The sequence below is a fragment of the Flavihumibacter fluminis genome, from assembly GCF_021491375.1.
GTDB classification, from domain to species: Bacteria; Bacteroidota; Bacteroidia; order Chitinophagales; family Chitinophagaceae; genus Flavihumibacter; species Flavihumibacter fluminis.
In genome coordinates, this window is sequence record NZ_JAKEVY010000002.1 from 17,760 (window position 1) to 35,338 (window position 17,579).

Below are 17,579 nucleotides of genomic sequence, written 5' to 3' on the forward strand. Positions count from 1 at the left end.
CAGCCTCCCGGGTTCTTTATAAGGATATAGGAGCGTGGACTGTTTTATATTGGTTGTTGCAGCCTTGGAAAATGTAACCGCTTTTGGAAAAAAATTATTGCCGTATGATTCTGCCATCCTCCATTTCGATGATCCGGTTGGTCCTTTCCGCAAATTCCGGGTCATGGGTTACGATGAGCAGGCTCTGATTGAACTCCTGGGCCAGCTGCTGAAAAGTGGAGAATACGATTTCGCTATTGCGCTTGTCCAGGTTACCTGTGGGCTCATCTCCCATAATGATGGCAGGCTCATTGATCATGGCGCGCGCGATGGCAACCCGCTGTTTTTCACCTCCTGATAATTGCCGGGGGTTCTTTTCGGCCAGTTTGCTGATATCAAGGGTTTTTAGGAGAAAATGTGCCCGGTCTTTCAATGCTGCTTCCGGCTTTTTGGCCAGCTTCCTGGCTGGCAGTAAAATGTTTTCCAGCACCGTGAATTCATTGAGCAGGTAATGGAACTGGAATACAAAGCCGATTTTTTCATTTCTTACCGCAGCCAGTTCTTTTTCTTTCAGGCCTGTCATCTTTTTTCCGTCGACATACAATTCTCCCTGGTAATCGGTATCCATAGTTGAGAGGATATAAAGCAGGGTGGATTTTCCGCAACCCGACTTGCCAATTACCGATACAAATTCCCCCGCCTTTACCTGGAAATTGATGTCTTTCAGTACATCAAATTTTACCGGGTCGTAAAACTGTTTGTAAATATGTTTTGCTTCTAGTATGACGGAGTTCATGTTATTTGCCTCTGATGATTACAACCGGATCCACTCTGCTGGCTTTTTTCGCAGGAAAGTATCCGGCCAGATACGTAGTGATCAGTGAAAATGCACTGCCTATGAAATAATAGACCGGATTATAATTGATGGGATAGGTTGTTACAGTTGGTAAGGCTGCTGTATTGAAAGGGATCTGATCAATCAGCGAGGATAATAAATAGCCCATGAGCAAGCCCGTTAGTCCGCCAAAAATGCCTATACCTAATGCAATCATGATAAAGATCCGGTTTACATACTTTCCGGAAAATCCGGTTGCTTTCAGTATGGCAATGGAGTCCATCTTTTCATAGATCATCATGTTCAGGATATTGTAAATGCCAAAGCCGGCCACCACCAGCAGCGTGATGCCTACTGCATACGAGATGATATTCCGAACAGAGGTTCCTGTTTCAAATTGCGAATTGGCGGTTTGAATATCTTCTGCGTCGATCTCAAATACTTTATTGAATTCTTTCGCCAGTTTGGGCGCCTGGTTGATATCGTTCAGCTTCACCTGGATATCTGTCACATAGCTATTGGGTTTACCCATGATCTTCTGCACTGTATTGAGGGACGCAAAACTTTGTGTCTTATCCAGCTCCTGCAAACCGGATTGAAAATGTCCTACAACTTTTAAGCGGAACTGTTCTCCCGATGAGGTGGTTAACTGCACCACATCTCCGACATCAGCCAGGAGTTTATCAGCCAGGCCTTTCCCCAGGATAATGCTGTTCGCCACATTTTTCAGATCGGATGCCTGTCCCTTTACAACATAATCAGTAAAGAAAAACAGGCGGGTTTCTGCTTCCACATCAATACCGTACACAACGCCTGTGATTTCAAGGTTGCCTTCATTGAAGAATACCTGGCTGGTTATTTTGGGTGCAATTCCCAATACGCGGGGGTCCTGGGTTATGCGTTGCATGATGGCTCCGCTGTTATAAATTTCCTGGCGACTTTTACCGGACTTTACAGAATGTATGATGTGGTAATGCGACTTATATTCAGCAGCCTGCTGCACGGGTTGTATGCTATCCGGCCGAATCTCATTAAACAGGCGCACATGCGGTGTGCGGTTGAGAACTAGTCCATCCAGTAATTTATTCAGTCCCGTCATAAAACTTAGCAGCGCGATGAACATGGTGATGCTGAAGGTTACGCCAATGGCAGCCACCAGGGTTTGCTTCCATCGCGCCATCAGCAATGCATAGGCAATTTTTATGACGAGTGGCTTACTCATTGTAAGGGATCAACCAGTTTATCAGATGCAGTAATACCTTCCAGTATTTCAACTTTCTTGTAATCTTTCAGTCCGGTTACCACTTTTCTTTTTTCCTTATTTTCCAGTAACACAAAGGAGTCCTGCACCAGGTAATTTCTTGGTATGGTCAGGGTCTTTGCTTTGGTTTGAATTACGATATTCGCTTCGGCCGACAGGTTGGGATAGAGTTGCTCCGGTGCTTTTTCAAATGTTGCTTCTACGAGGAAACTCCGGGTTCTTTCATCCATGATGGGATCAATTCTCGTAAGGGTTGCTTCAAATACGGCTCCTTTGTAACTGTCCAGTGTCACAATTATTTTTTGACCGGTTTTGATTTTGGCAATATCATATTCATCCACCAGTAATTCGAGTATGAAATTGTCTGCATCTCCCATTGTGGCGATGGCCTGCTGCGGGTTGACGGTTTCTCCTTTTTCTTTCAGCAGTTTGTAAACTTTACCGTCCGACTCGCTTTTGATGATATAATCATTCTGCTGGGTGTTGCTGATCTGTACTTGTTTTCTTGCCTGTTGCGCATTGAACCGGATCTGTCTTTCCAGTTCCTCATAACGGCGCCGGGTTGCTTCCAGGTTACTGGCTGAATTTTCCATATTGAGCTCCCGTTGGTCCAGTTCATTCCGGGTGCCAATACCCTGGTTCCACAATTCCTGCTGGCGTTTGTAAAGAGAGGAGTCTGTTTTGAATTTGCTGAGGGCATAATCAAGCGAAGCTTTCAGTTCCTTTAGCCGGTTGCGATTGTTTTCCTCAGCTGAATAATTGGCCGCCAATTGGGCATTTTCTGTGTTGAGTCGTACCAGTTCGTTGTTGATTTTGTAAATGGGACTCCCTTTCTTCACCAGGTCTCCCTCTTTTACAAGCACTTCTTCAATGATTCCACTAACAGTGGAGTACAACTGGTACTGGTTTTGAGTTTTTATGGTGCCGGATGCATACACCGATTCAGTAATACCTTCCTCTGTTGCTTGAATCAGGTTTTCCTGATTGGAGCAACTGGAAAATACTGGTAATAACAGAAGTAGAAGTGCCGGAAAAGGAGTTAGTTTCATGCTATCCGGGAAATTTGTGTCGGATAAAATTAGGTTTCCTTTCTAAATGATCCTTATGTTTTTACCGAATCTCATCCTGTTTAGTGTGTTTTTTTCTGATCCACAGGTAACACAGCAGGTGCTGGACAACAAAATTAATACAGCTGCATATGAACGCGACCTGGCTATTTCTCCGGATGGGCGGGAAGTTTTTTTTACCAGGCAGGGGACTGACTGGAAGGATCAAACGATCTGGCATTTATCGAAGTTGAAAGATGGCAGCTGGACAGAAGCAAAGCCTGCATCCTTTAGTGGGAGGTTTCGTGATTTGGAACCATTTTTCGCACCTGATGGAAAACGCCTGTTTTTTGCTTCGGGGCGCCCAAAGCCTGGTAGAACAGGAGAAGATGTGGATATCTGGATGGTAGAGCGATTAGTAACTGGCTGGTCGGAGCCCATCCATCTTGGACCTGCTATCAATTCTGAAAAAGATGAGTATTATCCTTCCGTAACAAAAGAAGGGCATCTGTATTTTACCTCGGAAAGAGCAGGTGGCCCGGGTAAGGAAGATATATACAGGGCGGAATACAGGAATGGTAATTGGTTACCAGCCAAAGCACTGGATACAGGAGTAAATTCTGCCTATTATGAATTCAATGCCTATGTTTCACCGGATGAGTCCCTGTTGATTTTTACCTCCTATGGAAGAGCCGATGACAAGGGCAGGGGAGATCTCTATATCAGTATCCGGAATGCAGCTGGTTATTGGGAGCCGGCTAAAAATATGAAAGAAGTGAATTCTGCAGACCTGGATTATTGCCCTTTTGTATCCCCGGATGGAAAAACACTCTATTATACGAGTGAAAAAGCAGGCAAAAAAAATGGCAACATTTTCATGTTGCCCTTCGAGACCCTGAAATTTCAACTTATAAACTCTCTGACTGAATCAGGTACTGAGTAGAATACTGCTTTCCACAAGTGAAACGCACTACATATACACCAGCAGCCAGCGTTTTGGTGTTCAGGTCCATCTGAACGCCATTGGAAGTATCGTTAATTTTTTTGATCAGCTCACCTTTCTCGTTGAAGATCTCAACGGAGATCTGCTTTTGCTGCCAGGCCAGGGGAGTCAGCAATACAGTAGAACCTGTTTGAGGATCGATGCTCAGTTCGGTAGGGATAAAATCATCTTTCTTATCCATGGCTACCATCTTAACTGAAGAGTATTCAAAGTTACCCTCCATGTCGCGGGTGCGAAGGCGATAGAATACTGCACCCATGGTAGTAGCAGTTTTGCTTTCATCTTTGAACTGGTACAATCCACCTTTTGGCATGTTAGCACGATTGAAGCGAGAAACTTCACGGAACACTTCACCATCCACACTCTTCTCAATACTGATATCCTGCAGTTTTTCCTGAGTAGGGCAAGACCAGGCCAACTCAATGATATCGGTTTGCATACGAGCCTGGAAACCTACGATATGAGGCATGTAAACAGTAGCCAGATCAGGAGTAGAATTCTTCAGTTCAATTTTGTACTGAGCGCGACCAGCCCACTCATTGTTATTGCGGTTAACACCCAGCTTAACACGAATGGTAGTAATGTTTTTGTTTACGATGCTGATTTTTTCGCTGCTGGTATTTTGCTTACCCCATCTGTTCTCAGCGCGGTAACCACTGTTAGCAGCAGAGATCATCAGGGAAGTGATTTCATTGTCATACACCACTTTGCTTCCATATCCAAGGTAACATTCAGCAAATTCGTGTGCAGCACCGTAGTTATTCAAACCAGAAACGGAAGTAGTGATTTCCGGCATGCTATAACCATTGGGCTGATCCAGGGGTTGGTTGTTATTTACGAAAGTAAAGCTGAACTCGATCCAGGAAGGACCATTGATACCTGCGTATTCAACTTCCGGCTGAAAAATGGAAGAGTTATTATTTGTATTGTGATGCAGTTGCTTCAGCACTACACCTGGAGTGATATTTTCAATCTTAACGATGCAATCCGCTTCTGCTTTTCCGAATGCATTCTTGGTAACAGAAGAAAACCGGTACATGGCTCCACGCTGTCCGGCTGCACCGCTTTCCAGCTTATAATTGGTGAAAGAGATATCCTGTGCGGATACTTCAGTTGTGAAGAGACTTGTCAGGAAAGCCAGCAAAAAAAGGTACGAAGTTTTCATAATTCTACTTTGGGATGATGCTGGTTTTCTTAGGATCTTGATTTTTGTTTGCTAAGTGGTTTTTTGTAGGCATCCTGGATTTTCGATCAACAATACAAAGATCATCACGGACTTCGGAAAATACAAGTGGGCATGGGGTTTTTTCGATAAATGGGCGAAAAACGCAAGTGTTTGTCCTCGAATCACGCTTTTTTGGAAGATATTGTCGTAGAATCCCTATGCGGGTTTAGGAGTTTTCCGGAATTTTGGAACAATATCGCACTCCATAAAAACACTTAGAGGTAAAATTACGGGGTGTATCAGTAAACCACTTAGCAGCTAAGTATTTGCCTTATTTTCGAGTATGTTCAAAGAGAACCCGCTTCCAATTATACTTTTTAGTATCGCCGTAATTGGTGCTACTGCCTTTATGCAGTACCAGCAGCCGGAGTATAGTTTTTTTGATGGCGGATACATCATCGCCATCCTGTTGACTATCTTTTTAAAGGATGATCTGTATACCCGCATCTTTGGTGTTACAGGATTGGTATTTACGATTATCTCAGTTTATTATCCCAATGCAGCAGAGCCGGATGTTCAAATCTGGTTGCAACATATTTTTTCGGCTGTGGTCATTGTGATGACCATGACCCTCGTCATCTATCTGAAGCGCTTATACCGCAGCCTCGAAAGAGAAGAACGCCAGGTGAATGCGCTTTTTGAATATGCTACAGAAGGCATTATTCTTACCAATGGCAAGGGGCATATCATTTTGGTGAATCCGGAAGCGGAACGTTTGTTTGGCTATCAAAAACATGAGTTGCTTGGCCAAACGATTGAATTACTGATACCCAAGCGCCTGCATAGCCGGCACGAACATAGCAGGGCTGAATTCTATAAAAACCCAGGCAACCGGAAAATGGGACAAGGCCGTGATCTTTTTGCCAGGCGGAAAGATGCATCTGAATTTCCGGTGGAAATCAGTCTGAGTCATTTCAGTGATAAAAAAGGACAGTATGTAATTGCTTTTATCATTGATATTACGCAACGTAAAGAGGCAGAGAAAAAATTATTACAGCAAAAAGAGCAACTGGAAAGTATTACCAATGACGTGCGCAAACTGAATACAGAACTGGAAACTAAAGTGGAAGAGCGAACGCTGATTCTTAAAGAAGCTTTACATGAACTGGAACGCTCGCAGTTGGAATTGGAAGAGGCGCTTAACAAAGAAAAAGAGCTGAACGAGATCAAATCCAGGTTTGTATCAATGGCATCACATGAATTCAGAACGCCTCTCAGCACCATTCTTTCATCTGCCACGCTGATCAGTCGCTATCAGCAGGGAGAGGAACAACCGCAAAGAGAAAAACATGTGAAGCGGGTAAAAGATGCCGTAAAACATCTGAACGATCTGCTGGAAGACTTTTTGTCTTTTGGAAAACTGGAAGAAGGAAAAGTGGAAACCAAAATGGAGCCGGTAAAAATGTCCCAATTGCTGGAAGAAGTGGAAGATGAATTGAAGCCTTCCATGAAAGAGGGGCAGGTATTCAACCAGGATATACCGGAAACCATCACCTGCACCACGGATAAACGATTGATGAAACATACCTTGATCAACATCCTGAGTAACGCGATCAAATTTTCTGATCCCGGTAAATCCATTCATGTGCGAATGGTACAGGATAACGGGCGTTTAACCATTTCCGTGAAAGATGAAGGAATTGGTGTGGCCAAAGAAGACCAGGAATATTTGTTTGATAGTTTTTTCCGGGCCAAAAATGCATTCAATATTCAGGGAACCGGTTTAGGCCTTCACATTGTAAAACGGTACATGAACCTGCTCGGTGGTGATATCCGGTTTGAAAGTGAATTGAATCAGGGTACTACTGTTTCTGTTTCTGTACCCTGTGCTACTATTAGTGGCAATCAATAGCGGCGCCCCTGGCTGATTCTAAAACCGGACTGATATAGGGAATACCTAGGTTCAGTCCACGGAGAATTAATAATACACCCATTACAGCAATTACATAAGGTGTGAGTTGTTTCATCCGGTTGCGAAGACTGATGCTGGCAAGGTGTCCAAACCAGTTCAGTGCCAGCAGGGCAGGCAGTGTCCCAAATCCAAATGCTGCCATAAAGAATACACCATCCGTTAATTGGTTGGTACTGAGTGCACCGGCTATGGCCAGGTACACCATGCCACAGGGTAATAATCCGTTTGCCATTCCTAACAGGAAAAAACTGCCTGATCGCTGATCTTTCAACAACCTGCTCATGGTATTCAGGAGCCGGGTCTGTAATCGTGTGATCCAGCCGGGTTGTATCCTGGATTTCTGCTGCATGTATTGGATCAGCAGAAATAAAACCAATACGCCGAGAATGATGGAGAACCATCGCTGAAAACCTGCCAGGTAAACCTGTCTGCCTAACAATCCGAAGATGGCACCGAGTGCACTGTAAGTGGTGATTCTACCCAGGTGATAACTTAATGTTGATCCCATCCGGAGAATGGGAGAGAGGTGTTGTACAGGTAGCGCAAATGCAATAGGACCACACATCCCTACGCAGTGAAAACTGCTGATAAGGCCGAGGCTTAGTGCTCCTATGATCAGTTCCGATGTCATTACTGCAGGTTCATAAAGTTTTCCTGGTAATATCCCGTGTCATTCGCCTGCCATTTGAATTTAAGTTTATAGGCGGCAGGCAGGATGCTTTTACCAATTTCAATTGACTGCTGTCCGGTTGCATCAGGTTGCAGGTCAAGTACGGTGTCTTTATCAGCATCAGCCGGACAATAAAAAATAATCTGTCCGGATTGAACTTTGCCAACCATCTCAGCGGGTAGCTGAATCTTCAACATTTTATCGCGATAGCTTAGCTGAATCGCAGCTGTTAAATTGGCTGCATTGTTTCGTGCATCAATAACCTGCTGATAAGCCAGTTCCTCTTTATAATAATCCTTGGAAACCAGTTCGAATTCTGTTTTCACGCTCATATAAATCAGGGTACCCATGAGCAATCCGAAAGCGATGAAAACAAGTACCAGTTTATGTCCAAAATTGAGTGCCATAGTTTTATTGGGTTACAGGTCCTAAAAAAGTTGTTTTTACCTGGTCGATCCGTTCATTGCCTCTGTACAATCCAAGTTGCAAAACATTTTTACGATCGTGGATAGTAGTGCGCGGTAATATGATGAAGAAGGATCCGGATCCCTGTCCTTCTTTTTTCACCATAATGGGTCCGCCTCCAATGATTTCTACTTTGCCCTGCTGCCCTTCCAGCCTGATGGTAAGTGGCACTTCCTCCATGGTTTTATTCGCTACCTTGATATTATAGAGATTCGAAACACTGTCTGTTCCTCTTTCCTGGAATAACATTCCGGGTGTTCTCATGATGGTGGCATCCACATCTTTTCTCGTAATCAGCAGGGTGGATAAAATTACCACTAATACCAGCAATAAAGCAGTATATAATTTCATCCGGGTGGTGTACTTCAATGGCTCCCGGTTCGCAATTCCATTTTCAGATGCATACCGGATCAGCCCCCTGGGACGGCCAATCTTATCCATGATATTATCACAGGCATCAATACAGGCGGTACAGTTAACACATTCCAATTGAGTGCCATTGCGGATGTCAATACCAGTGGGACAAACCTTCACACATTGCAAACAATCAATACAATCTCCGAGGGACAGTTCTTCCTTGTCTTTCAGTTTTCCCCTGGGTTCACCTCTTTTGTAGTCATAGGCAACAATCATGGAGTTGCGGTCGAGCAAAACGCCCTGGAGTCGGCCATACGGACAAACGACCGTACACACCTGCTCCCTGAAAAATGCATATACACCATAAAAAACAGCGGAGAAGAGCATCAGGGAAAGCAGTCCGAGGAAGTGTTCAGACACCGGTTCGGTAATGATTTTCCAGAGTTCTTTAATACCGATGATATAAGCCAGGAAAAAATTGGCAATGATAAAAGACATCAAAAAGAATACTACATGTTTGGTTGTCTTTTTGACGATTTTTTCTGAAGTCCAGGGGGCTTTTGCGAGCAGGCGCTGCTCAGATGCATCTCCTTCGATCAGGTATTCAATTTTCCGGAATACCATCTCCATGAAAATGGTCTGCGGGCAAATCCATCCGCAAAACAGCCTGCCAAATGCTGCGGTGAAAAGAACAATGAAGATAACAAAGCTCACCATTGTAAGGCCAAAGATGAAAAAGTCCTGCGGCCAGAAAACAACTCCAAACAAAATGAACTTTGCTTCCGGAATATTAAAGAGAATGAGGGGCCGTCCATTCACCTGAATGAAGGGTATGATAAGGAAAACAGCAAAGAATACCCAGCTTACATAGTTTCTCCAACTGGTAAACCTGCCTTTAGGTTTTTGTGCAAAAACCCATTTGCGTTTACCGGATTTATCAACAGTCGCAATTCGGTCGCGAAAACTTTCTTCTTCTTCTTTTTCTTTTATCCCTTTTACCTCACTCATGAATAACGGATTTAGTTTGTTACGCTGGATACGGAAGTAGAATCAACAAGAGTTGCCGGCTTAACGGAGTCTCCGGCTGCCGGAGTTGCTTCCTTATACAATTCACCCTGTTTTTCCTTCGGATTTGGAGGATTGCTTCCATGAATGGATTTGATAAAGCTGCTGATTTGCGCCATCTTAACCGGACTCAGATCTTCCTGCCAGGAGCGCATGCCTTTTTCAGGTACACCATACTTAATAGTTTTGAAAATATCATTGATAGAACCTCCATGCAACCAGTAGTCATCAGTCAGGTTCGGACCTACGGTACCTTCACCCTGTTTACCATGACAGGCAGCGCAATTGGTGATATAAAGTGCCTGTCCTGCAGCAATTCCGGCTGCGTCCATCATCACTACAGAGTTCTCATCAATATTATTGGCTGCTTTTTTCAGGTATTCTTCTTTCTGCTTATCAGCGATAGCCATTGCCCGATTGAACTCTTCCACAGAAGACGGACCTGTATGGGTAACATGGAACCTCCACAGGTAAATGGCTGCAAACAGGATACACAGATAAAAACCGTATAACCACCAGGGTGGAAGCCGGTTGTCCAGTTCCCGGATGCCATCGTAATCGTGCCCCAGGTCTATATCTGCTTCCTGTTCCACAGGTTTGAATTTGTTGAATTTCGACCACCAGCTTTCTTTTGGTTTAGTTGGTGCCACAGCAACTTTGGTAATGCCTGAGTTTGCCAATTCAGCCCGGATCAGTAACCTCAGGTTATAGAGCAGATAGAGAATGGCAATCAGTTCTACAGCGATCACTCCGGTTAAAAAGTAGAAAGCAAGTGAATCCATGCCACCAATTTGACCTGAACCGGCTGCAGCTGCATCCTGGGCACCTGCGCTGTTGGATCCAAGTAAGAAGCCCAGAATCATTGCTGAAACGATACCAGATTTTGCTTTGCGGTAGCGACTGATGAATACATCAGCTGCGCCATTTACTACCCAGGCAAGCAGGATAATGATCAATGCCAGTACTGCAATAATTACCAAAAGGGTTACAGCCAGTGGATTCTCCATACTGCTGACAGGTGGTGGTCCGGCAGCTCCTTTTGCCAGCGCCGGAAGGGAAAAGGCCAGTAAGCCGGATAAGATCAGCAAGATGCTGCCGGCTTTGTGTTTATGTTGACGTATGCTTTGAAAAAAACACATAGTGATTGATTTAGCGGTTAGTCTAGTTTCTGTTATCAAGCGGAATCCGGCTTATTTCGTCGATCATATTTTTATCAGCTTTGATCGACCAGATCAAAACCAGTATAAAGAATACACCAAATATGAGCAGGGAAGCCAGTCCGTATACACTGATCCCTGATATCGACTCTAAATAGTTTATGAATTTCATATTCTTAATTTTTTAAATTTTGCTTCTCACTTCTGACGTCTCAGTTCTGACGTCTGACGTCTCACATCTCACTTCTTAATGTCCGTTCCCAGTCTCTGCAAATAAGCAATCAACGCCACAATCTCATCGTGCTTGCCTACCTCAATCTTTTCCATTTTCAAATTGATACGAATGGCATTGGCCTGGGTGTTGAGTTCCTTGTTGGCGATATTCGCATAATCTTTCTCGTAAGGAACGCCCAGGGTTTGCATGGCTTTGATCATTTTCGGAGTCAATGTGGTATCAATCTTATCCTCAAATAACCAGGGGTAGGCAGGCATGATAGAACCCGGACTCATACTGGTAGGATCCAGCATGTGGTTGTAGTGCCAGCTGTCGGGGTATTTTCCACCTTCACGTGCCAGATCGGGACCGGTCCTTTTTGATCCCCACTGGAAGGGGTGATCATATACAAACTCACCGGCTTTACTGTATTCGCCGTAACGGGCAACTTCATCACGGAAGGGGCGTATCATCTGGCTGTGACAGGTATAACAACCCTCGCGTACATAAATATCACGACCATGAAGTTCAAGTGGTGTATACGGTTTCACGCTGCTGATAGTTGGCACATTTGATTTCACCAGGAAGGCAGGTACAAATTCCAGCACACCACCAATGGCAACTGCTATAAAACTCCATACCAGCATCTGGATAGGGCGTTTTTCAATCCAGCGGTGCCAGTGTTCCTTACCATGAGTTTTAATCTCTTTGGGAAGCGGAGCAGCTTCTGCCGGTTCATTCGCAACAAAACTACCCGCCTTGATGGTTTTGTACAGGTTGTACACCATAATAAATGCCCCGGTCAGATAGAGGGTACCCCCAATACTTCGGGTGATATACATCGGGATAATATGTGTAACAGTTTCAAGGAACTGAAACTTCAGTTGTCCTTCTTCAGTGAATTGCTTCCACATCATGCTCTGTGCAAAACCTGCCCAGTACATTGGGATGGCATACAACACAATACCAATTGTTCCAATCCAGAAGTGAGTTCCCGCCAGTTTCTTGGAATAAAGCGGTGTGTTGTACATTCTGGGGATCAGCCAGTAGAGAACTCCAAAGGTCAGGAAGCCGTTCCAGCCAAGCGCACCTACGTGTACGTGCGCAATAATCCAGTCGCTGAAGTGTGCAATAGCATTTACGTTTTTCAAACTCAGCATGGGACCTTCAAAAGTGGCCATACCATAACAGGTTACTGCTACCACGAGGAACTTCAATACGGGTTCTTCTCTCACTTTATCCCAGGCACCACGAAGGGTAAACAAACCGTTCAGCATACCACCCCAGGAAGGAGCAATCAGCATAACGGAGAAGACTACCCCAAGAGATTGTGCCCAGTCGGGTAAGGCGGTATACAACAGGTGGTGCGGACCCGCCCAGATATAAATAAAGATCAGTGCCCAGAAGTGGATGATGGAAAGCCGGTAAGAGTATACCGGGCGATTCGCAGCTTTAGGCAGGAAGTAATACATGAGTCCGAGATAAGGCGTTGTCAGAAAGAAGGCCACCGCATTGTGACCATACCACCATTGTACCAATGCATCCTGAACACCTGCATACCAGCTATAGCTTTTAAACAGGCTGATGGGTAATTCAAAACTGTTTACAATATGCAGCATCGCAACGGTAACCCAGGTAGCGATATAAAACCAGATGGCTACGTAAAGATGACTTTCTCTTCTTTTAAGAATAGTACCGAACATGTTGATACCGAACACCACCCAAATCAGGGTAATGGCGATATCCATGGGCCATTCCAGCTCCGCATATTCCTTACCGGTAGTATAACCGGCCCAGAGTGTTAAAGCTCCAGCAAGGATAATACCCTGCCAGCCCCAGAAATGGATCTTGCTGAGCAGATCGCTGAACATTCTGGCCTTTACAAGGCGTTGTAAAGAATAATAAACACCCATAAAAATACCGTTGCCCACAAAGGCGAAAATCACGGCATTCGTGTGTACAGGGCGCATTCTTCCAAATGTGGTTGGTGCATAGTCAAGGTTGATGGCCGGATAATAAAGGGCAATGGCGGCCCATAATCCCGCCAGCATGCCTACAAGACCCCATGTAATGGTTGCAAAAGCAAACCATTTCACGATTTTGTTGTCGTAACTGAATTGTTCAATCTGCATACAGGTTGCTGTTTTTCGGTTTATTGTTCGGAACTTTTTTTAGCGGGTTTGTCATCAAATAAAATGCGCATGGGAGGCGAGTATTCATCTTCGTACTGTCCATTTTTCACACTCCAGATAAAGCCAAACAGAAAGAGCGCAGCTACTGCGATGCTTGCTATCAGGAGTAATATGATTACAGCCATTTGTAAAATTTTGGTAAAAGTAGCAGGTGACATTGCGGGTGATTATGATCACCCTCAGCGTTTTTTATGATTTTGATCACTATAACTTCAGTTTATGGGCATACAGGTTAGATGCACCGTAGGTCAGGAGTATAATACTGATAGAGCTGGAGGGCATGAGGATGGCGGCAATTAAAGGCGACAAATCCCCCTGCACGGCAAAATAGAGCCCTATTATATTATAGATGATACTCATAACAAAGCTTGCCATCACCACCTGCCTGTTTCCTTTGGCCAGTTGTAAAAACCGGTCAAGTTTTCCCAGGGAGGCAGCATCCAGGATTCCATCGCTGGCAGGGGTAAAGCTGTTGGAGTTTTCAGCTATCGCAATCCCCATATTGCTTTCCTGCAGGGCGATGGCATCATTCAGCCCGTCGCCCACCATCATCAGCTTTTTACCTTTTTCCTTTTCGATTTCTATATAGCGCAGTTTGTCCTGTGGCTGCTGGTTAAAAAGGAGGATGGTTTTCTTTCCGGCCATTCTTTCCAGTTCCGGTCTTTCTGCATCGTTATCGCCTGAAATGACTGCCAGTTCATAATCGGGCCGGATGCGCGCCAGTAAAGCATTTACTTCTTCCCGGTAGAAATTATGAAACTGGAAATAACCTTTTACCTGGTTATCCACGGATACATAAACCCGCGTTCCGGAACTCAGGTTTTTCATTCCGGTAATAAAGGACTGCGAACCAAGGGCGTATCGGGTTCCATAGATCCAGCCTTCCAGTCCCTTTCCAATTCTCTCCCTGAACTGATCAACCGGTTTACGATGTTGACCCAGGTGTTGTACCAGGGCCCTGCTCAGGGGATGGCGGCTACCATTGGCGAGGGAAGCCAGGGCAATGAGGTCGCTATCGCTTAAAGGATCTCCCTCATATTCCACCGCATGCCGGGTGGTGGTGGTGAGGGTACCTGTTTTATCAAAAACAATTTGGTCGATCGCCGCCATTTCTTCAATCGCCTGGGCATTGCGCAGGTAGAGCCCATTGCGTGAAAATATCCGCAAAATGGTTCCGTTGGTAAAGGTATTGGAGAGCAATAACGCACAGGGACAAGCGATAATTAAAATAGCTGTTACAGCCGGCCAGATTTTAGAGGGGTCCTGTACCCACCAGTAAAGGCCGGTAAGGATGGCAATCGTAAAAACGATATAAGTAAAATACCGGCTCAGCAGGTGCACAAAGGATACGCCTTTTTCTTCCGGCTGTTTTTCAGCCTGGTTCCAGAGTCGGGTGAGGTAACTCTGGGCTACTTCCTTGATAGTTAGCAGTTCAATAGTGCCGGCTGTCTGCTTTCCGCCGGCATAAATAATTTCGCCTACTTCCTTCAGTACAGGAATGGATTCACCGGTTACAAAGCTGTAATCGATATAGGCCCGGCCTCTTGTAAGGATACCATCAGCCGGAATCAATTCATCCTGGTGGATGAGCAGGGTATCGCCCGGTTTGATTTGAGGAAGTGCAGTCGGAACTTCCTTGTCTTCTTTTAAAACTGTTACCGCGATGGGGAAATAGGAAGTATAATCGCGCTCAAAGGAAAGCGACTGGTAGGTTTTGTCCTGCAGCACCCGTCCAATCAGCATGAAAAAAACAATGCCGGCAAAGGAGTCAAAATAACCTCCGCCAGTATCGGTCAATACTTCCACCACGCTCCGGAAGAAGGTTACCCAAATGGCGAGTACAATCGGTGCATCAATATTCAGGAACCGGTGCTTCAGGCTTTTCCAGGCGCTGTTGTAAAAGGGCTGGGCACTAAAAAGCAATATCGGCAGTGCGAGGATCAGGTTGAGATAGCGGAATGCATATTGCAGGTTTTTTTCTGCGTGTTCGAGTCCCAGGTACTCCGGGAAACTCATAAGCATGATATTGGCAAAACAAAAACCTGCCACACCCAATTGGTAGATCATGGTGCGCGGTATACGAGGCTTTGCCTTATTGAGTTGTTGCAGGGAAATATAGGGCTCGTAACCAATACTGGTCAGCAGTTCGGCTACCCCTCTCAGTGAAATCTTTGTATGGTCAAATATAACATCCACCTCTTTTCGGGTGAACTGCACCGTTACCTTGATTACACCAGTGTTTATTTTGTGCAGATTTTCCAGCAAGTACAGGCAGGAACTGCAATGGATATGCGGGAGATAGAAATTGACATGCGTATTGGTGGCATCCTTGAAATGGATCAGTTGCTGCTCAATACCCGGATCTTCCAGGAAGGCGAACTTGTCTTTGCGCACCTTGATACGCTGGCTCAGCCCGGGATTCTTGTTCAGATCATAGTACTCACAGAGTTCATGCTGGTTCAGCAACTGGTACACCATTTTGCAGCCTTCGCAGCAAAAGCTTTTGTCTTCAAAAGGGATAATGGTTTCAGCGCAGGTTTCACCACAGTGGTAACAGCTGATTTGTTCCTGTAATTTGGTAGCCAATTCTTTTCAGGTTTTGTGCGCTAAACTAATCCTGTCCAAACGGCCGGGAGTTGAGGTGGCTCACAATGGGAACTGATTTTTCTCAATGCCCGCATTTTCGTTTATTTGGGGAATCAACCAATGCTGGCATGAAACATATCTTAATCATTGATGATCATACCGAAATCAGGGAAAACATAGCAGAAATCCTGATGCTTGGGGGTTATAAAACCACCACTGCCGAAAATGGTAAAAAAGGGGTGGAGCTGGCGCTTCAGCTTAAGCCTGACCTGGTGGTATGTGATATCATGATGCCGGAACTGGATGGCTATGGAGTGCTGCACCTGCTGCGCAAAAACCCTGATACAGAGCATATTCCCTTCATTTTCCTGACTGCCAAGGTGGAAAGAAGTGATTTTCGTAAGGGTATGGAAATGGGCGCCGATGATTTTATCACCAAACCCTTTGATGATATTGAACTGTTGAATGCCATTGAAGTCAGGCTGAAAAAACAGGATATCCTGCACCAGAAATACGCAGGTGGTGAAGAAGGCGTGAATGAGCTGATGCAGGATCTGCAGGAGTCGGGCATGATCAAACTCGATCCCGCTGATTATGAAACGGTTCATTTTGCCAAACGCCAGCAGATCTATGCAGAAGGAAAGCGGCCCAAATACCTGTATTATGTGAAATCAGGAAAAGTAAAAGCTTACCGGCTGCATGAAGACGGTAAAGAATACATCACCAATCTATATAGTGCAGGTGATTTTTTTGGATACATCGCTTTGCTGGAAAATGGTTCCTATGAAGATCATGCGGAAGTGCTGGAAGATGCAGAGCTTGCCCTGATCCCAAAGGAAGATTTTATCCAGGCTGTTTATAATGATATGACCATTGCAGGAAAATTCATCCGGCTCATTTCACAAAATGTAAAAGAGAAAGAAGACCGGCTGCTGCACCTGGCTTATGATTCCCTGCGTAAGCGGGTAGCTAAAGCGCTGGTGGATATCCATCATAAATTCAATGGGGAAGAAGTCCCGACTCCGCTGGATATTCCCCGGGAAGATATTGCCCAATATGTGGGAACCGCTACAGAATCACTGATTCGCACCTTGAGTGATTTCAAGTCGGAGAAACTGATTGAAATAAAAGAAGGCAAGATCCGGATTACGGACCTTGCCAAATTGAGTAATCTATTGTACTGATTAATCCTCGCCGCGACTTAATTCAAAATCGGGTGTAGGGGACTTCGTACCGTTTTCAGAGGGCGTCGAGATTTCCCGTCCGTGTTCATTTTGTTGTCCCAGCGACCATTGGTCGGTCATGGTAGTTTCAAGCCACAGGTTTCCTGATTTCCTGAATACCTGGGCAGCGATTCCAAACCGGTTCATCAGAGTTTGCTCAAATGCTGCAACAGTCATGGATGGCTGAATCTCCAGCTGGCCTTCCTCCCGGATGTTTAACTCTTCCAGTAGCTGGCCGTTCTTGATCATTTTGCTGGCAGAAGAACCTTCTTCCACAGCATGGCCACGTTTGAAGAATTCAATTTTAAGAAAGGGGAACAGGGAGTTAAAGTCCTGCTGTAGTTCCTTAAAGCTTCGGGTTTTATTAATCCGGATGGTCATTGGGGTGA

General features: G+C 45.0%; 16 protein-coding genes. 3 read left to right on the top strand and 13 right to left on the bottom strand.

Going from position 1 to position 17,579, the window contains the following annotated elements:
• Positions 1-94: 94 nt before the first annotated feature.
• From L0U88_RS06195 to L0U88_RS06205, 3 genes are read right to left on the bottom strand one after another with little or no spacing between them, the layout of a single operon-like run.
• Positions 95-775, bottom strand: coding sequence for an ABC transporter ATP-binding protein (locus tag L0U88_RS06195; protein ID WP_234864746.1), 681 nt, complete (start codon positions 773-775; stop codon positions 95-97).
• Position 776: 1 nt separating this feature from the next.
• A complete protein-coding gene (locus tag L0U88_RS06200; protein WP_234864747.1) occupies positions 777-2,036 on the bottom strand; it encodes an ABC transporter permease in 1,260 nt (419 codons plus the stop codon).
• A complete protein-coding gene (locus tag L0U88_RS06205; protein WP_234864748.1) occupies positions 2,033-3,124 on the bottom strand; it encodes an efflux RND transporter periplasmic adaptor subunit in 1,092 nt (363 codons plus the stop codon). The genes L0U88_RS06200 and L0U88_RS06205 overlap by 4 nt, the downstream gene beginning before the upstream one ends.
• A 55-nt stretch (positions 3,125-3,179) precedes the next feature.
• Between L0U88_RS06205 and L0U88_RS06210 the strand changes: the two genes are divergently transcribed.
• The gene (locus L0U88_RS06210) at positions 3,180-4,064 is read left to right on the top strand and encodes a TolB family protein (protein WP_234864749.1); all 885 of its coding nucleotides are present in this window, start codon (positions 3,180-3,182) and stop codon (positions 4,062-4,064) included.
• Here L0U88_RS06210 and L0U88_RS06215 read toward each other — a convergent pair.
• The gene (locus L0U88_RS06215) at positions 4,030-5,289 is read right to left on the bottom strand and encodes a T9SS type A sorting domain-containing protein (protein WP_234864750.1); all 1,260 of its coding nucleotides are present in this window, start codon (positions 5,287-5,289) and stop codon (positions 4,030-4,032) included. The two genes, L0U88_RS06210 and L0U88_RS06215, sit on opposite strands and share 35 nt — an antisense overlap.
• A 343-nt stretch (positions 5,290-5,632) precedes the next feature.
• Here L0U88_RS06215 and L0U88_RS06220 point away from each other — a divergent pair, with 343 nt between their 5' ends.
• On the top strand, positions 5,633-7,201 hold the full coding sequence (locus L0U88_RS06220) for a sensor histidine kinase (protein WP_234864751.1): 1,569 nt from the start codon (positions 5,633-5,635) through the stop codon (positions 7,199-7,201).
• Here the strand turns inward: L0U88_RS06220 and L0U88_RS06225 are convergent.
• The 8 genes from L0U88_RS06225 to L0U88_RS06260 all read right to left on the bottom strand — a co-directional run bounded on the left by L0U88_RS06225 (position 7,185) and on the right by L0U88_RS06260 (position 15,967).
• Positions 7,185-7,892 (bottom strand): sulfite exporter TauE/SafE family protein, encoded by a 708-nt coding sequence (locus L0U88_RS06225; protein ID WP_234864752.1) that lies wholly within the window; start codon positions 7,890-7,892, stop codon positions 7,185-7,187. The genes L0U88_RS06220 and L0U88_RS06225 overlap by 17 nt on opposite strands.
• Positions 7,892-8,338, bottom strand: coding sequence for a FixH family protein (locus L0U88_RS06230; protein ID WP_234864753.1), 447 nt, complete (start codon positions 8,336-8,338; stop codon positions 7,892-7,894). Before L0U88_RS06230 ends, L0U88_RS06225 begins: the two co-directional genes overlap by 1 nt.
• A gap of 4 nt (positions 8,339-8,342) precedes the next feature.
• Positions 8,343-9,761, bottom strand: coding sequence for a cytochrome c oxidase accessory protein CcoG (gene ccoG, locus L0U88_RS06235; RefSeq protein ID WP_234864754.1), 1,419 nt, complete (start codon positions 9,759-9,761; stop codon positions 8,343-8,345).
• A gap of 11 nt (positions 9,762-9,772) precedes the next feature.
• Complete coding sequence (locus tag L0U88_RS06240) at positions 9,773-10,957, bottom strand: cbb3-type cytochrome c oxidase N-terminal domain-containing protein (protein WP_234864755.1); 1,185 nt, start codon at positions 10,955-10,957, stop codon at positions 9,773-9,775.
• Positions 10,958-10,979: 22 nt separating this feature from the next.
• Positions 10,980-11,147: a CcoQ/FixQ family Cbb3-type cytochrome c oxidase assembly chaperone gene (locus L0U88_RS06245; RefSeq protein ID WP_234864756.1), complete on the bottom strand. Its 168-nt coding sequence runs from the start codon at positions 11,145-11,147 to the stop codon at positions 10,980-10,982.
• 68 nt (positions 11,148-11,215) lie between these two features.
• On the bottom strand, positions 11,216-13,321 hold the full coding sequence (gene ccoN / locus L0U88_RS06250; RefSeq protein ID WP_234864757.1) for a cytochrome-c oxidase, cbb3-type subunit I: 2,106 nt from the start codon (positions 13,319-13,321) through the stop codon (positions 11,216-11,218).
• Between the two features lie 20 nt (positions 13,322-13,341).
• Positions 13,342-13,506, bottom strand: coding sequence for a cbb3-type cytochrome oxidase assembly protein CcoS (ccoS, locus tag L0U88_RS06255; protein WP_234864758.1), 165 nt, complete (start codon positions 13,504-13,506; stop codon positions 13,342-13,344).
• A 79-nt stretch (positions 13,507-13,585) separates the two neighbouring features.
• Positions 13,586-15,967: a heavy metal translocating P-type ATPase gene (locus L0U88_RS06260; RefSeq protein WP_234864759.1), complete on the bottom strand. Its 2,382-nt coding sequence runs from the start codon at positions 15,965-15,967 to the stop codon at positions 13,586-13,588.
• Between the two features lie 128 nt (positions 15,968-16,095).
• On the opposite strand from L0U88_RS06260, the gene L0U88_RS06265 reads away from it, so the two are divergent.
• The gene (locus tag L0U88_RS06265) at positions 16,096-17,151 is read left to right on the top strand and encodes a response regulator (protein WP_234864760.1); all 1,056 of its coding nucleotides are present in this window, start codon (positions 16,096-16,098) and stop codon (positions 17,149-17,151) included.
• On the opposite strand, the gene L0U88_RS06270 is transcribed toward L0U88_RS06265, so the two are convergent.
• Positions 17,152-17,571, bottom strand: a complete 420-nt coding sequence (locus L0U88_RS06270) for a hypothetical protein (RefSeq protein WP_234864761.1) — start codon at positions 17,569-17,571, stop codon at positions 17,152-17,154.
• Between the last annotated feature and the right edge of the window lie 8 nt (positions 17,572-17,579).